The 13,991-nt window shown below is 34.5% G+C and carries 15 protein-coding genes; 8 read left to right on the top strand and 7 right to left on the bottom strand.

Annotated elements, in window-relative coordinates; all coding sequences use genetic code 11:
- Window positions 1-11: 11 nt before the first annotated feature.
- Window positions 12-992: a 23S rRNA pseudouridine(955/2504/2580) synthase RluC gene (gene rluC / locus AC5LWZ_RS03000; protein ID WP_110448676.1), complete on the bottom strand. Its 981-nt coding sequence runs from the start codon at window positions 990-992 to the stop codon at window positions 12-14.
- A gap of 150 nt (window positions 993-1,142) precedes the next feature.
- Here rluC and dsbB point away from each other — a divergent pair, with 150 nt between their 5' ends.
- The 4 genes from dsbB (at window position 1,143) to rapZ (ending at window position 4,031) form a co-directional block, all read left to right on the top strand.
- A complete protein-coding gene (dsbB, locus tag AC5LWZ_RS02995; RefSeq protein ID WP_110448675.1) occupies window positions 1,143-1,676 on the top strand; it encodes a disulfide bond formation protein DsbB in 534 nt (177 codons plus the stop codon).
- Between the two features lie 74 nt (window positions 1,677-1,750).
- Window positions 1,751-2,407 (top strand): bifunctional tRNA pseudouridine(32) synthase/23S rRNA pseudouridine(746) synthase RluA, encoded by a 657-nt coding sequence (gene rluA, locus AC5LWZ_RS02990; RefSeq protein WP_110448674.1) that lies wholly within the window; start codon window positions 1,751-1,753, stop codon window positions 2,405-2,407.
- A gap of 77 nt (window positions 2,408-2,484) precedes the next feature.
- Window positions 2,485-3,081, top strand: a complete 597-nt coding sequence (locus AC5LWZ_RS02985) for an XTP/dITP diphosphatase (protein ID WP_198201447.1) — start codon at window positions 2,485-2,487, stop codon at window positions 3,079-3,081.
- A 101-nt stretch (window positions 3,082-3,182) separates the two neighbouring features.
- A complete protein-coding gene (rapZ, locus tag AC5LWZ_RS02980; protein WP_110448672.1) occupies window positions 3,183-4,031 on the top strand; it encodes an RNase adapter RapZ in 849 nt (282 codons plus the stop codon).
- Window positions 4,032-4,037: 6 nt separating this feature from the next.
- On the opposite strand, the gene AC5LWZ_RS02975 is transcribed toward rapZ, so the two are convergent.
- Window positions 4,038-4,853: a divergent polysaccharide deacetylase family protein gene (locus AC5LWZ_RS02975; protein WP_198201448.1), complete on the bottom strand. Its 816-nt coding sequence runs from the start codon at window positions 4,851-4,853 to the stop codon at window positions 4,038-4,040.
- On the bottom strand, window positions 4,850-6,061 hold the full coding sequence (envC, locus tag AC5LWZ_RS02970) for a murein hydrolase activator EnvC (RefSeq protein WP_198201449.1): 1,212 nt from the start codon (window positions 6,059-6,061) through the stop codon (window positions 4,850-4,852). The genes AC5LWZ_RS02975 and envC overlap by 4 nt, the downstream gene beginning before the upstream one ends.
- A 203-nt stretch (window positions 6,062-6,264) precedes the next feature.
- Here envC and glyQ point away from each other — a divergent pair, with 203 nt between their 5' ends.
- From glyQ to ybaK, 4 genes are all read left to right on the top strand, one after another.
- A complete protein-coding gene (gene glyQ / locus AC5LWZ_RS02965) occupies window positions 6,265-7,197 on the top strand; it encodes a glycine--tRNA ligase subunit alpha (protein WP_198201450.1) in 933 nt (310 codons plus the stop codon).
- A gap of 10 nt (window positions 7,198-7,207) precedes the next feature.
- Window positions 7,208-9,280: a glycine--tRNA ligase subunit beta gene (gene glyS / locus AC5LWZ_RS02960; protein WP_493464171.1), complete on the top strand. Its 2,073-nt coding sequence runs from the start codon at window positions 7,208-7,210 to the stop codon at window positions 9,278-9,280.
- Between the two features lie 57 nt (window positions 9,281-9,337).
- On the top strand, window positions 9,338-10,156 hold the full coding sequence (locus AC5LWZ_RS02955; protein ID WP_198223317.1) for a hypothetical protein: 819 nt from the start codon (window positions 9,338-9,340) through the stop codon (window positions 10,154-10,156).
- Window positions 10,157-10,241: 85 nt separating this feature from the next.
- Window positions 10,242-10,727 (top strand): Cys-tRNA(Pro) deacylase, encoded by a 486-nt coding sequence (gene ybaK, locus AC5LWZ_RS02950; RefSeq protein WP_493463941.1) that lies wholly within the window; start codon window positions 10,242-10,244, stop codon window positions 10,725-10,727.
- 163 nt (window positions 10,728-10,890) lie between these two features.
- On the opposite strand, the gene AC5LWZ_RS02945 is transcribed toward ybaK, so the two are convergent.
- The 4 genes from AC5LWZ_RS02945 to AC5LWZ_RS02930 all read right to left on the bottom strand — a co-directional run bounded on the left by AC5LWZ_RS02945 (window position 10,891) and on the right by AC5LWZ_RS02930 (window position 13,990).
- Window positions 10,891-11,163, bottom strand: coding sequence for an HU family DNA-binding protein (locus AC5LWZ_RS02945; RefSeq protein ID WP_065558407.1), 273 nt, complete (start codon window positions 11,161-11,163; stop codon window positions 10,891-10,893).
- A gap of 177 nt (window positions 11,164-11,340) precedes the next feature.
- Window positions 11,341-11,934 carry a YjaG family protein gene (locus AC5LWZ_RS02940; protein ID WP_493463940.1) on the bottom strand — a complete coding sequence of 198 codons (594 nt, stop codon included), beginning with the start codon at window positions 11,932-11,934 and terminating at the stop codon, window positions 11,341-11,343.
- Window positions 11,931-13,001 (bottom strand): uroporphyrinogen decarboxylase, encoded by a 1,071-nt coding sequence (gene hemE / locus AC5LWZ_RS02935; protein WP_493463939.1) that lies wholly within the window; start codon window positions 12,999-13,001, stop codon window positions 11,931-11,933. Before hemE ends, AC5LWZ_RS02940 begins: the two co-directional genes overlap by 4 nt.
- Window positions 13,002-13,084: 83 nt before the next feature.
- Complete coding sequence (locus tag AC5LWZ_RS02930; protein WP_065578265.1) at window positions 13,085-13,990, bottom strand: LysR family transcriptional regulator ArgP; 906 nt, start codon at window positions 13,988-13,990, stop codon at window positions 13,085-13,087.
- Between the last annotated feature and the right edge of the window lies 1 nt (window position 13,991).

The raw sequence follows: 13,991 nt of genomic DNA, 5'->3' as shown, positions 1-13,991 counted from the left end.
TCTCATTTTAATCATTCTGTTTGTTGATATTTGTCATCTCTAATCTTTGTCAAACAATTTTGCAATACATCATCCAACGGAGCATTTAATTGCATCTCTTGTAAAGTTTTCGGATGAATAAATTTTACATTAGCGGCATGTAAAAATAATCGATTAAGTTTACTATCAGTTAATAATGCATCAAATTGACTATCACCATAGCGATCATCAAATGCAATTGGATGATTAGCATATTGAGTATGCACACGAATTTGGTGCGTACGACCAGTTACTGGGCTTGCCTTAACTAAGGTTGCAAAACCGAAACGTTCTTCTACTTTAAATCTCGTTTCTGAAGGTTTACCTTCGGCATTGACCTTAACCACTCGTTCACCACTTTTAAGAACATTTTTTAGTAATGGTGCTTGTACAACTTTACATTCAGAAGGCCAATTACCTTTCACTAAAGCTAAATAATTTTTTTGCATCTGTTTCAAACGTAATTGTTCGTGCAGTGACTTTAACGCAGAACGTTTTTTCGCAATCAATAAAATACCTGATGTTTCGCGGTCAATTCGATGCACTAATTCTAAAAATTTTGCTTCTGGTCGTAAGGCTCTTAATCCTTCAATAACACCAAAACTTAGACCACTACCACCATGTACGGCAATTCCGGATGGTTTATTAATGGCCAGAATAACATCATCTTCATAAATGATCGCTTTCTCCAAATCAGCAACTTTATTTAGTTTTGTGGAAATCTCAGGCACTGTTTTTTCAGAAACGCGTATAGGAGGGATACGCACTTGGTCACCAATAGCTAACTTGTATTCTGGTTTTATTCTTTTTTTGTTAACACGGACTTCACCTTTTCTAAGTATGCGATAAATCATACTTTTAGGCACACCTTTAAGATATGTAATGAGAAAATTATCAATGCGTTGAGCCTCATTTTCTTCACTAATTGTGACAAATGAGACTTGTTGTTTTGTTTGTTGAACTTTTGAGTCCATAAGAAAAGATTAATCCACCGTTTATAAATAAAAGTCGTTTCACATTATTAAAAAATAAACTACACTACTAATGGCTAAAAATTAATATCGATTAATTTCAATAAAATGAATTTAACACGATTATAACGGAATCCGGAGGAATAAAACAGTATGTTATCTCTGCTCAATCAATACTCTCGCGGTAGAGTTGCTTGGTTTTTATTATTTCTTTCCACCTTTATTTTTGAAATAACCGCTCTCTATTTTCAACATGGCTTAGGTCTAGCCCCTTGTACATTATGTATTTATCAACGTTGTGCAATTTACGGCATTATGCTTGGTAGCTTAATTGGGCTGATTGCGCCTAGCAAACTAATTTTTCGTTTAGCGGGTATTTTGGTGTGGTTATTTAGTGCCATTAAAGGTTTTAACTTAGCAATGTTTCATGCCCATTTACAGTTTGAACCAAATTTAGGTGATACCTGTGCTATTAATGTGCAATTTCCTTCTTGGTTAGCATTAAATGAATGGTTGCCAAGCATGTTTAATGCTTATGGCTCATGTGCAGACAAAATTTGGTCTTTTTTAACTATTGAAATGTCGCAATGGATGATCATTATTTTTGCTTGTTACCTTTTGGTGAGTTTGGTGATACTCTTTTCTCAACTCTTTTCACCGAATAAAAAGTCAATCTGGAGTAAATAAACTTTTCGACTAGCACTTTTTGCTGAGTTTGTTAGAATGTGTGGCAATTTAATTTTACAAATTATCACACATTCATGCTTTTGGAATATCATCCCCCCATTGATCCGTGGCTAACTATTTTATATCAAGATGATCATATTGTTGTTGTTAATAAACAACCCGGTATATTATCTGTTTCAGGCAATAAGCCACAATTTATAGATAGTATTATCCATCGTTTACAACAAAAATATAGTTATGTTGAATCAGTCCATCGTCTCGATATGGCAACTAGTGGTATCATGGTTGCAGCTTTATCAAAATTGGCTGATAGAGAAATTAAAAAACAATTCCGCGAACGAATACCGAAAAAAAATTATATTGCCGTAGTTCATGGCCATCTTGAAAATGATATTGGCCAAGTCGAATTACCATTAATTTGTGATTGGCCTAATCGCCCACGGCAAATGGTTGACCACGAAAATGGCAAATATGCATTAACCCATTATCAAGTTATTGCTCGTAATGATGATAATACCACTAGAGTTGCACTATTTCCGTTCACAGGACGCTCCCATCAATTACGAGTTCATATGCAAGCAATCGGACATCCAATATTAGGGGATAAATTTTATGCTCATCCTGAAGCATTTTCGATGTCAAAACGATTATTGTTACATGCACAACTACTCACAATAAATCACCCTAAAACTGGGGAGAGTATGACATTTTGCTGTGAGCCTGATTTTTAAATTTTAAGCAATATTTCTATCAGTAATATTCAATTTACTAATAGCGATATAACACAAATTAGTTATGGAGTCATAAAATGCAAAAAATTGTTTTAGCTACCAACAATCAAGGAAAAGTCAACGAATTACAACAACTTTTAGCCAACGCAGGCTTTGATGTTGTAGCCCAAAGTGCATTCAATGTTCCTGATGCTGAAGAAACCGGTTTAACATTTATTGAAAATGCTATCTTAAAAGCTAGACATACTGCTAAGCTGACACAATTACCGGCGATTGCTGATGATTCTGGCTTAGTTGTTGATGCGCTCAATGGTCAACCAGGCATATATTCAGCTCGTTATGCTGGAGAACATGGCAATGATAAAAGTAATAATGAGAAATTATTACTTGCATTAAAAGATGTAGCAAAAGAAAAAAGAACCGCATCCTTTTATTGTGCACTTGCTTTTATGCGACACGAAAATGATCCAACGCCTATTATTTGTTTAGGAAAATGGAACGGATTAATTTTGAATGAACCACATGGCAATGGTGGATTTGGTTATGATCCATTATTTTTTATTCCAGAACTTAATTGTAGTGCAGCAGAACTCACCAAAGAGCATAAAAGCCAAATTTCTCATCGTGGACAAGCACTTAAACAATTAATTGCCAAAATAAAAACTGAGTACTAGCCAGATAATCTGGCTTTTCAGATCGCTGTTTATTTTCAATAATTGAACATTTTGAACTAAACAGTATATACTAGAACACCAATTATTTTGGAGTTGATATTGTGATATTATTGATAGTTAGTGGCCGTTCAGGTTCGGGTAAATCAATTGCATTACGTGCACTAGAAGATATGGGATTTTATTGTGTTGATAATATTCCTATTGCATTATTGCCCCAACTGGCTGAATCATTAAAAGATAATAATACCCCTGTTGCGGTCAGTCTAGATATTCGAAATTTGCCTGATCATTTTGATTTTAATCATGATATTCTCCAACGTTTACCTTCTTCTGTCACACCTGAAATAATCTTTTTTGATTGTAGTCGTAATACACTGATTCGACGTTATAGCGAAACCAGACGAATACATCCACTTACCAATCAAAAATATTCATTAGAAGAAGCCATCGATCGAGAAGAAACCTATTTAGAGCCTTTAAAATCACATGCGAGTTTGATGATAAATACCGACAACCTTTCTGTTCATGAGTTATCAACTATTCTTAGAACCAGAGTTTTAGGTAAAAAAGAACGAGAATTAACCATGATCTTTGAATCATTTGGATTTAAACATGGTTTACCCGTCGATGCTGATTTTGTGTTTGACGTTAGATTTTTACCGAATCCCCATTGGGATATCAATTTACGTCCATTAACCGGCTTAGATGAACCAGTTAAAAACTATTTATTAAAACATGATGAGGTAGCGAATTTCATTTATCAAACCGCCAATTATCTACAACAATGGTTGCCAATGTTAGAAAAAAATAACCGTAGCTACCTGACTATTGCCATTGGTTGTACTGGTGGGCAACATCGCTCTGTATTTATCGCTGAACAATTAGCCGAGTTTTTTAAAGCGCAAAATAAACAAGTTCAAATTCGTCATCGTACGCTTGAAAAGCAATAACTGTTGTTATTCTAGAGAATTAAGATTTGATATATCTATAAATCGTTTTTTATATTTTTCAAATATATCTTTAATTGTCGGTTTAAGTTTAGTTTTAGTTCGTGGTGTTGTAATCAACTGACTAACTTTTACTAGTTCAATATCGTCAGGTAAATTAGCTAATTTTGTACGTAAGACATTCACGGTTTGTGGATGAGGGTGACCAATAGCAATGGCATGTCCATTTTTTTGAGCTATTTTTATTGCCAAATCAAACTGCCGAGCAATAGCATATTCTTTTTGTTGATCATCTAAAAATACATCACGTCCAATAACCGCTATATTGTATTCACTTGCAGCATTTTTAACTTGAGTCTTACCTATTGTTTTACTATCTAAAAAAAACATTGAATAGTGACTTAACGCCTTCATGACGTTATGCATACCATTTAAATTTGCAGTCATTAAACTGCCCATATGATTATTCACACCAATGGCATAAGGTACACGCGAGACTGCATCATCAACGATTCTTTTTACTTCTAACTCACTCATATAGGGAAATAAAGTATCTTTCTCTAGAGGTTGTTTCCCCAAAGGAGCCATGGGTAAGTGAATAATAACATCATTACCATGTTCATGAGCAATGGTCGCAATCCGTCTAGCATTCGGTGAATGAGGTAGAACGGCAATTGTGATGTTGTTGGAGAATGAAATAATCTGTTCTTCATTGTGCTGGCGATAACCAAAATCATCTATTACTAATGCTAATTTTGCTGCTAATACATTCTTAGCATTAAATAATAAAAATAATACTCCTATTTTTAACAGATGTTTTATCATTTTAGCCAACCACTTGGATCTAATGCTTTACCATCTCGACGAATTTCAAAATAAAGGCCAGAGGTATTTTGACCACCACTGGAGCCAACAATAGCAATGGGTTGTTGAGCCCTAACTTTTTCACCTACTTCAACTAAAACTCGTTGGTTATAACCATATAAACTCATATCGCCCTTACCATGTTCAAGTGCAACAACAAATCCATAACCTTGTAACCAACTAGCTAAGATAACTCGTCCATCAGCAATGGCTTTAACTTGAGTACCATCTCTAGCATCGATGACCATCCCTTTCCAACGAAGTTCACCTTGTAATGCTTCACCAAATCGATGAACAGTATTTCCATTTACTGGCCAATTAAATTGGTGTTGTGGTTTACCAATACCACTGACTCGAGCCATTAATGCCCGCTCATTAGCATTAAGTGTGTAATTGGTATTCTTTTGTTGTTTTTCTTCTATATTTTTTGCTTGCCTAGCCTCTTCTTCGGCTATTTTTCTGCTTTCTCGTTCCGCTTGGGCAATTCTAGCCTGTAATTTTGCTTCATTATCTTTTAGCTCGTCTAATTTTTGTTGATTTTTCTGCATTGAGGATTCAAGTAGATTGATAGTTTTTTTACGATTTTGGTGATTTTTTTCTAGGGCTAACTGTTCTTGTTTCTGCTTAGTATTCAATGTTTTTTGCGTGCTCTGTGTCTTTTTCAAAGCCGTTTTCTTTTCACTAAGTTGTACTTGTGTTTCGCGAAGCATATTTATTTGCTGTTGTCGTGCTTCATTAATATAACGAAAATAAGTAATAAGACGCTCATTACGCTCACTTTGTTCGCTAGCAAAAATGAGTTTAAAGTTGGTGTTTTTTCCTAGCTTGAATGCACTTTCTAACTGTTTTGCTAACTCATTGCGTTGTTGTTGTTGTTTAATTTTTAAATCATCGATTTGCTTAATTAAAGAAATGATTTCACTATCTAGCTTTTTAAGTGTAAGACTATTTTTCTCAATTGATGTTAGTAATTTTGCTATTTCTGTTTCTTGCTCTTTAAGATCACTCATTAATTGAGTTCGCTCTTTTTTTTGCTCTGCTAAACGTTTCTCTTGTTCTTCGATTGAACGACGTAACGATTGTAATTGTTGATTATCATCAGCATACACAAAATGTGTATTTATTAATCCAATAAAAAATATAATCAACAGTTTATGATAAATAGACATGGCCTTTTTATTTTTGATTTTTTACCAAGCAATATAGATGACTTCACTATACCGATAAATGGCTAAAGATGCAAAATGAAAACTATCTTGTGTAGCTTAATCAATATAAAGTAATTAGGCATTTCACAAGCACTAATAAAAAGTATAAAATGTAGCACTATTTAATTTGTAGAAAAAATTAATTCAACCATAAAGATAACATCATGCAAAAGTTTAATGTCAAAACCTTTCAAGGGTTAATACTTACGTTACAAGATTACTGGGCTAATCAAGGTTGTACAGTGATTCAGCCATTAGATATGGAAGTAGGTGCCGGTACTTCTCATCCAATGACGTGTTTACGAGCACTTGGTCCGGAACCAATTAATGCTGCTTATGTTCAACCATCTCGCCGCCCAACTGATGGTCGTTATGGTGAAAATCCGAATAGGTTACAGCATTATTATCAATTTCAAGTTATCTTAAAACCATCACCAGACAATATTCAAGAACTCTATCTAGGATCGTTAAAGGAACTTGGTCTTGATCCAACTATCAACGATATTCGTTTTGTAGAAGATAACTGGGAAAACCCAACATTAGGTGCATGGGGATTAGGTTGGGAAGTATGGCTAAATGGCATGGAAGTAACTCAATTTACTTACTTCCAACAAGTCGGTGGGCTTGAATGTAAACCTGTCACCGGTGAAATTACCTATGGATTAGAACGACTAGCAATGTATATCCAAGGTGTAGATAGTGTTTACGACTTAGTTTGGAGCGATGGAGCATTCGGTAAAACTACTTATGGTGATGTTTTTCATCAAAATGAAGTCGAACAATCAACCTATAATTTCGAATACGCTAATATTGATTTCTTATTTTATTGTTTTGAACAACATGAAAAAGAAGCAAAATTATTACTTGAATTAGAAAAACCGCTGCCATTACCAGCTTACGAACGTATTTTAAAAGCGGCGCACTGTTTTAATTTATTAGATGCTCGTAAAGCGATTTCGGTAACTGAACGCCAACGTTATATATTACGAATCAGGACATTAACCAAAATGGTGGCTGAAGCATATTACGCATCTCGTGAAGCACTAGGATTTCCAATGTGCCAAAATTCAAGTTCTAACCAAAATGCAGCAAAGTAGGAGTTGATATATTATGCAAAAAACATTTTTAGTGGAAATCGGTACTGAAGAGTTACCACCAAAATCGCTCCGTTCTTTAGCTGAAAACTTTGCAGCTAATTTTATTGAACAACTTGATAATGCTAATTTAGAACACGGTGAGGTACTTTGGTATGCATCACCACGCCGTTTAGCGTTAAAAGTTTTGAATTTAAATGATACTCAACCAGATAGCCAAATCGTTAAAAGAGGCCCTGCAGTCAGTGCAGCATTTGATGCAAATGGTAACCCAACAAAAGCAGCCGAAGGTTGGGCTCGTGGTTGTGGAATTGATATATCACAAGCAGAACGAATTCAAACCGATAAAGGCGAATGGCTATCGTATACTCACAATCAAAAAGGACAACCTGTTGTTAATTTACTTTGTGATATGGTTAAAAATGCCCTAAATAAATTGCCGATTCCTAAACCGATGCGCTGGGCAGCTCGTCAAGTTGAATTTATTCGACCTAGTCATACAGTCACGATGTTATATGGCGATGAACTAGTACCTGGTATCATTTTAGATATTGAATCAAACCGAATCATTCGTGGTCACCGCTTTATGGGCGAGCAACAATTTACTATTGATAATGCTGACCAATATCCTGAAATTCTTGAGCAACGCGGAAAAGTTGTCGCTGACTATGACAAGCGAAAATCAATCATTAAACAGCAAGCTGAAGAAGCAGCTGCTAAACTAAATGGTAAAGCAGATTTAACTGAAAGCTTACTTGAAGAAGTTTCATCATTAGTTGAATGGCCGGTGGTATTGACTGCTAAATTTGAAGAAAGATTTTTAGCGGTTCCAGCTGAATCATTGGTATACACTATGAAAGGTGATCAAAAATATTTCCCTGTTTATGACAAACAAGGAAAATTGTTACCAAATTTCATTTTTGTTGCCAATATTGAATCCAAAGACCCGCAAGTTGTTATTTCTGGGAATGAAAAAGTCGTTCGTCCACGTTTAGCAGATGCTGAATTCTTTTATAAAACAGACTTGAAACAAAGCCTAGAAGATCGTCTTCCTCGCCTTGAAACGGTTTTGTTCCAACAACAACTAGGTACAGTTAAAGATAAAGCACTCCGTATTGAAGCCTTATCTGGTTTTATTGCTGAAAAAACTGGAGCTAATGTTGAACAAGCCAAACGAGCAGGAAAATTAACTAAATGTGATTTAGTCACCAATACTGTATTTGAATTTCCTGAAACTCAAGGCATTATGGGACGATACTTAGCGATTAAAGATGGTGAAAGTATCGAAGTTGCCACAGCTATTGAAGAACAATACAAACCACGTTTTTCTGGAGATGAGTTACCAGGTACAGCAGTTGCTAGCGCTGTCTCAATTGCTGAGAAAATGGATACACTAGCGGGTATTTTTGGTATTGGACAACATCCAAAAGGAGATAAAGATCCTTTTGCGCTTCGTCGTGCAGCTATTGGTGTATTACGCATTATTGTTGAAAAAGATTTACCTATTGATTTAGTTGAATTAGCTAATTTTGCCACATCATTATATGGCGATAAATTAACTAACCAAAATGTTGTTGATGACATTGTCAACTTTATGCAAGGTCGATTCCGAGCTTGGTATCAAGAAAAAGGATTTGCTATCGATACGATTCAAGCAGTACTCGCCATCAATCCAACCAGACCAGCTGATTTTGATGCCCGTGTCAATGCTGTAACACATTTTAGAACGTTGCCAGAAGCGTCTTCATTAGCTGAGGCTAATAAGCGAGTATCAAATATTTTATCGAAGATCGCAGATACTATTCCTGAAAATATTAACGCTTCATTGCTTGAAGCTGGCGCTGAAGGCGAATTAGCGATGCAAATAGCGGTATTAACAGATAAGTTAGCTCCTTATTTTACTAAGGGACAATATCAACAGGCTTTAGTTGAATTAGCATCACTTAAAGCACCTATAGATACCTTTTTTGAAAAAGTTATGGTAATGGTTGATGATGAAAAAATTAAACTAAACCGATTGGCTCTTTTAAAGAAATTACAAAATTTATTTTTAAAAGTTGCCGATATTTCATTATTACAATCATAATTATTAAATTGAATTTATACTCCGTGGTAATACTTGTATTACCACATAGAAGGAAACATGATGGATTCACAAAGAGACCTTTCATTTACTGCTATTTTTCAACAAACGATTAACTTTATCCGTAATCGATTTTCTCTAATAGCGATATCAAGTATTGTACTTGGGTTAATTAATACCCTAATTATAAATTGTGTAATTGATCTCGAACGCCTATTGGTAGATTTAGAATTATTTAATCAATTCGGTATGGTCACCAATTATGTTATGCAATCCCTCCTAGTTCTATATTTGGTGAATGTAGTTTTGGTTTCAATCATATTGAGCATTATCAGTAATTTATCAATGAGTAACAAACTTAATCCAAGTTTAATATTCTCGCGAATACTATCAATATGCCTGAATATACTTGGTTTTTCTGTTTTATATATGTTAATTTGTATTCCTATCGTTATTGTATTCTTACTGGTCCTTAGCATAATAGGATTGCTTCTACCCCAAATGGTATCATTACTATTAATATTGATGATAGGTTGCACCGCTTTAGTAATTTATAAGTCGATTTTTAATTATTTTCTCGTTTCAGCAGCACAACCTAACTCGATGCCTTTTTTTCAAAGATTTAGTGCCTGCCACAAGTTTTTCTTCCAAAATTGGAAAGCGCCTGTTTTAATGATTTTAATCAGCGTTATTTTTACTGGAATACTGAGTGGTATAAGTTCTTTATTAGGAAAAAATATTGTTATTGATGTTATATCTACCTCACTAGCTGTGTTTGCTGATTTCTTTATATTTAGCTTCTTTTATCGTTTATACAGCGTAAATAATAGTATTGAATCGACAAAATTAGACGATAATGACAAACTAATAATTTCTTAATTATCATTAATCCCTATTAATAAAATTTAATAGGGATTATTAATTTCTAATTCTCACCGAAAATCTTTATGTTACGGTTATTATTATGACGCCAGCCATTAGATTACTAAAAAATCAGAAAATAAAATTTAATATTCATCAATATCAGCACGATGCCGATCAGACTCGTTATGGTCAAGAAGCTGCCAATAAACTTGGATTAGAACTTAATATTGTTACCGGTCAAATATTTAAAACCTTAATCGTGAGCATCAATGGTGATAATAAGACATTGGCAGTTTGTGTTCTGCCTGTTGATTGTTCTTTAGATCTAAAACAAGTTGCTAAAATACTAGATTGTAAAAAAATTGAGTTGGCTGATCCACATTTAGCACAAAAAACGACTGGTTATGTAGTGGGTGGAATCAGTCCTTTGGGTCAAAAAAAATTATTACCGACACTGATTGATATTAGTGCTAAACAGTACCAGACAATGTTAGTTTCAGGTGGCAAACGAGGATTAGAAATCGAAGTATCCCCATATGATTTAGCCAATCTATTGAATGCCAAATTTAGCAAATTGACCACTTAAATAACCATTGAATTGATAAAGATTGATAATAATTATGAAAAATTAATAGGCTAGAGAACAAAAAAGAAGAGAACTTGATATATTAACAACAAGGCCATAACTTATCCATGTATGGCCTTTGATGCTACCCTATCAATAATGATAGGAAAAAAGCAAACAATAATTATTTGATTGCTTCTTTTAAGCTTTTACCAGAAACAAATGCTGGTACTTTGCTTGCTGCAATTTTAATTTCTTTACCAGTTTTTGGATTACGACCAGTACGAGCTTTACGAGCATTAACTTTAAATGTACCAAAACCAACTAGTTGAACCGGCTCACCAGCTTTTAGTGATTCAGTGATAGCAGCAAGAGTTGCTTCTAACGCTGTTTTAGCGGCAACTTTAGTAATATCAGCTTTACTAGCGATAGCATCTACAAGTTCTGTTTTATTCATGGAGATATCCTTACATATTTATTTTATTGTTAAAGTTAACATTTTTAGCAAAATTTAATCACTTAATTTTGCTTCTGTAAACATCATTCAGATTACATTGCTGTTAAATGTAGTCTATATTTGTGTAATGTTAAAGAAAAATTTAATAAAAATTAAAAAAATCACTCCGCAAGCGATTTAATCGCTCAAAAAAACACCAATATTACTCGTTTTAGTAGATCTTATATCCTCCTTTAAGCCTTTAATTAGATCAATCATTTCATTGTTTTCATTACTTAATAATCGAAAAATATCCCATTGTAAGTCAAACTCTTCAATAACACTAGGTAATTGCGATTGTTCTTGCTCCGAAAGTTCAATATTGTCCCTTGTCATTTCAAATTCAGCTACCGTTGTTGCCGAGATACTACTTACTTTAGCCGAATGTTCGACTATTTCACCACTGATATAAGAATGTAAAATCTCACTCAGCGCCTGACAAGCATCAATAGCTGGATAAACCATATACGGACTATCTTCATTGAGGATTGGAATTATCAATTCCAGTTTTTCGAGTTGTAAATCAAAATTGATTTTAACATTTTCTACTAATAATGACTCCCAAATTAAATCAAGAATTTTTTTATAGCCGACAGCTGATTGTTCATCTTGTTGTAAATAGCAATAATAAACAAAGTTTGGATACATTCGTTCACATAAGCAAACCATGAATAAACGCTGTTGCCATATAGCTAACTTTGCTATTCTTAATTGAACTGGATTTTTAATCATAAGTGGAACCTTTTGGACTGTTGATGTACTGCTTTTACTAAATATTGTACATGCTCAATTGGTGTATCTTGATGAATACCATGCCCTAAATTAAAAATATGGCCATTATAGTGACCAAAATCAGTCAGCACCGATTCAACTTGAGACTCTATGGTTTCTTCATTAGCGTACAATATTGAAGGATCTAAATTACCTTGTACAGCAATATTACCTTTTTGAGCAATTAGATTCAAATCCACAGTCCAATCAACACCTATTGCATCACTTCCTGATTTACAAATTGTGTCCAACCATAACCCCCCCCCTTTGGTAAATAGCGTAACAGGGACATAAGAAGTAATATTGTCACTTTTCTTACCACGCTTTAATTGGGAAAGAATTAATTGCATATAATGCAAAGAAAATTCACGATAACTCTGATGGGTAAGTACTCCACCCCAAGTATCAAATATCATAATCGCTTGCGCACCGGCATCAATTTGTGCATTTAGATACAGTGCCACACTATTAGCCAATTTTTCTAATAATAGATGTAACGCTTTGGGTTCGCAATAAAGCATTTTCTTTATTTTAGTAAAAGCTTTACTACTGCCACCTTCAATCATATAAGTGGCTAATGTCCATGGACTACCAGAAAAGCCGATTAAGGGTACTTTCCCGGCCAACTCTTGTTTAGTTAAACGAATAGCATCCATCACATATTTAAGTGATTGTTCTGGATCGGGTATTGGCAATTGTTCTATATCTACCAAACTAGAAATTGTTTTTTCGAATTTGGGGCCTTCACCAGCTTCAAAATACAATCCAAGTCCCATAGCATCGGGAATGGTTAAGATATCAGAAAAGATAATTGCGGCATCAAGTTCAAAGCGTCGCAACGGTTGTAAAGTCACTTCACATGCGAGTTCTGGCGTTTGACACATTGTCATAAAATTGCCGGCTTTTGCTCTAAGCTGTCGATATTCAGGCAAATAGCGACCAGCTTGACGCATCATCCAAACTGGCGTGTAATCTACCGGCAAACACTGTAATGCGCGTAAGTAACGATCGTTTTTCAATTGGCTCATCTTTTAGTTCTATAAATTTGCTAGTTGGTAATAAAATAGTTAAAGCGACATTTTAGTTAGCTAAAAAATAGTTTATGCGACAGTTATTTTCGTTCCGCAGGCTGAGATAATATACGCTGCGCATAACGAATTAACGTTTCGGAAATATTTTGCATTACACTACTTTCAGGAGCAAAGCGATGCCAATACAGCATCCGTCTTTGGAATAAACCTTCAGTTAAATTAACTAATTCCCCTGTTTTTAACTCTTGCTCTACTTGTAACATAGGAATCATACAACATGCAGAACCTTGTTTAGCTAACTGAACAAAAGCTTCTGACGAACTAGTGATATGGCAAATTACACTGCCTGGTGTCAAATTAAAATTTTCCTGTAAAAATGCTTGATGCATATCGTCTAAGTGATCAAAAGCGACCGCTGGTGCTTTTAAAAGTGATGAACGGGTTACCCCATTCGGAAAATATTTTTTTGCAAATTCGGGCGAAGCAACAAAGATATAATCTAATGCGCCTAATAAATCTGATAAACATCCTGGTAAAGGATTTGGTTGAATACTAATTGCCGCAACAACAGTACCTAAACGTAAAAGTTCTAAGGTATGCTCTTCATCTTTAACTTGAATATCAAAACGTAAAATATTTTTATCAAGAACTGGTTTTAATGCTGGTAAAAACCATGTTGCTAACGAATCAGCATTAATAGCAATTGATAGTGACAATGGGGTAGTATTTTGTTCATTATCACCTAACCATTGCTGTTCTAATAATTCGACTTGATGTAATAATCCGAGAAGATGTTCGCCTTGTTTGGTCGCTTTTGGAGGAATAGTTCGTACTAATAGTTGCTGACCAAAAAAGCTTTCCAATTGCTTAATACGTTGCGAAACCGCTGGTTGTGTTATACACAATTTATCGGCCGCTCGTTCAAATCCTCGTTCTTTTATCACTGCATCTAATGCTTGTAATGCTCTATAATCTGGACGCTTCATA

The organism is Gilliamella sp. LMG 34362 (assembly GCF_984569125.1).
This window is presented reverse-complemented; position numbering and strand designations above follow the sequence as displayed.

What these genes read in the sequence shown, in the direction of transcription:
- rluC (WP_110448676.1), bottom strand. Translation starts at nt 992, where the DNA reads ATGGACTCAAAAGTTCAACAAACAAAACAACAAGTCTCATTTGTCACA.
- dsbB (WP_110448675.1), top strand. Translation starts at nt 1,143, where the DNA reads ATGTTATCTCTGCTCAATCAATACTCTCGCGGTAGAGTTGCTTGGTTT.
- rluA (WP_110448674.1), top strand. Translation starts at nt 1,751, where the DNA reads ATGCTTTTGGAATATCATCCCCCCATTGATCCGTGGCTAACTATTTTA.
- AC5LWZ_RS02985 (WP_198201447.1), top strand. Translation starts at nt 2,485, where the DNA reads ATGCAAAAAATTGTTTTAGCTACCAACAATCAAGGAAAAGTCAACGAA.
- AC5LWZ_RS02975 (WP_198201448.1), bottom strand. Translation starts at nt 4,853, where the DNA reads ATGATAAAACATCTGTTAAAAATAGGAGTATTATTTTTATTATTTAAT.
- envC (WP_198201449.1), bottom strand. Translation starts at nt 6,061, where the DNA reads ATGTCTATTTATCATAAACTGTTGATTATATTTTTTATTGGATTAATA.
- glyQ (WP_198201450.1), top strand. Translation starts at nt 6,265, where the DNA reads ATGCAAAAGTTTAATGTCAAAACCTTTCAAGGGTTAATACTTACGTTA.
- AC5LWZ_RS02955 (WP_198223317.1), top strand. Translation starts at nt 9,338, where the DNA reads ATGATGGATTCACAAAGAGACCTTTCATTTACTGCTATTTTTCAACAA.
- ybaK (WP_493463941.1), top strand. Translation starts at nt 10,242, where the DNA reads ATGACGCCAGCCATTAGATTACTAAAAAATCAGAAAATAAAATTTAAT.
- AC5LWZ_RS02945 (WP_065558407.1), bottom strand. Translation starts at nt 11,163, where the DNA reads ATGAATAAAACAGAACTTGTAGATGCTATCGCTAGTAAAGCTGATATT.
- AC5LWZ_RS02940 (WP_493463940.1), bottom strand. Translation starts at nt 11,934, where the DNA reads ATGATTAAAAATCCAGTTCAATTAAGAATAGCAAAGTTAGCTATATGG.
- hemE (WP_493463939.1), bottom strand. Translation starts at nt 13,001, where the DNA reads ATGAGCCAATTGAAAAACGATCGTTACTTACGCGCATTACAGTGTTTG.
- AC5LWZ_RS02930 (WP_065578265.1), bottom strand. Translation starts at nt 13,990, where the DNA reads ATGAAGCGTCCAGATTATAGAGCATTACAAGCATTAGATGCAGTGATA.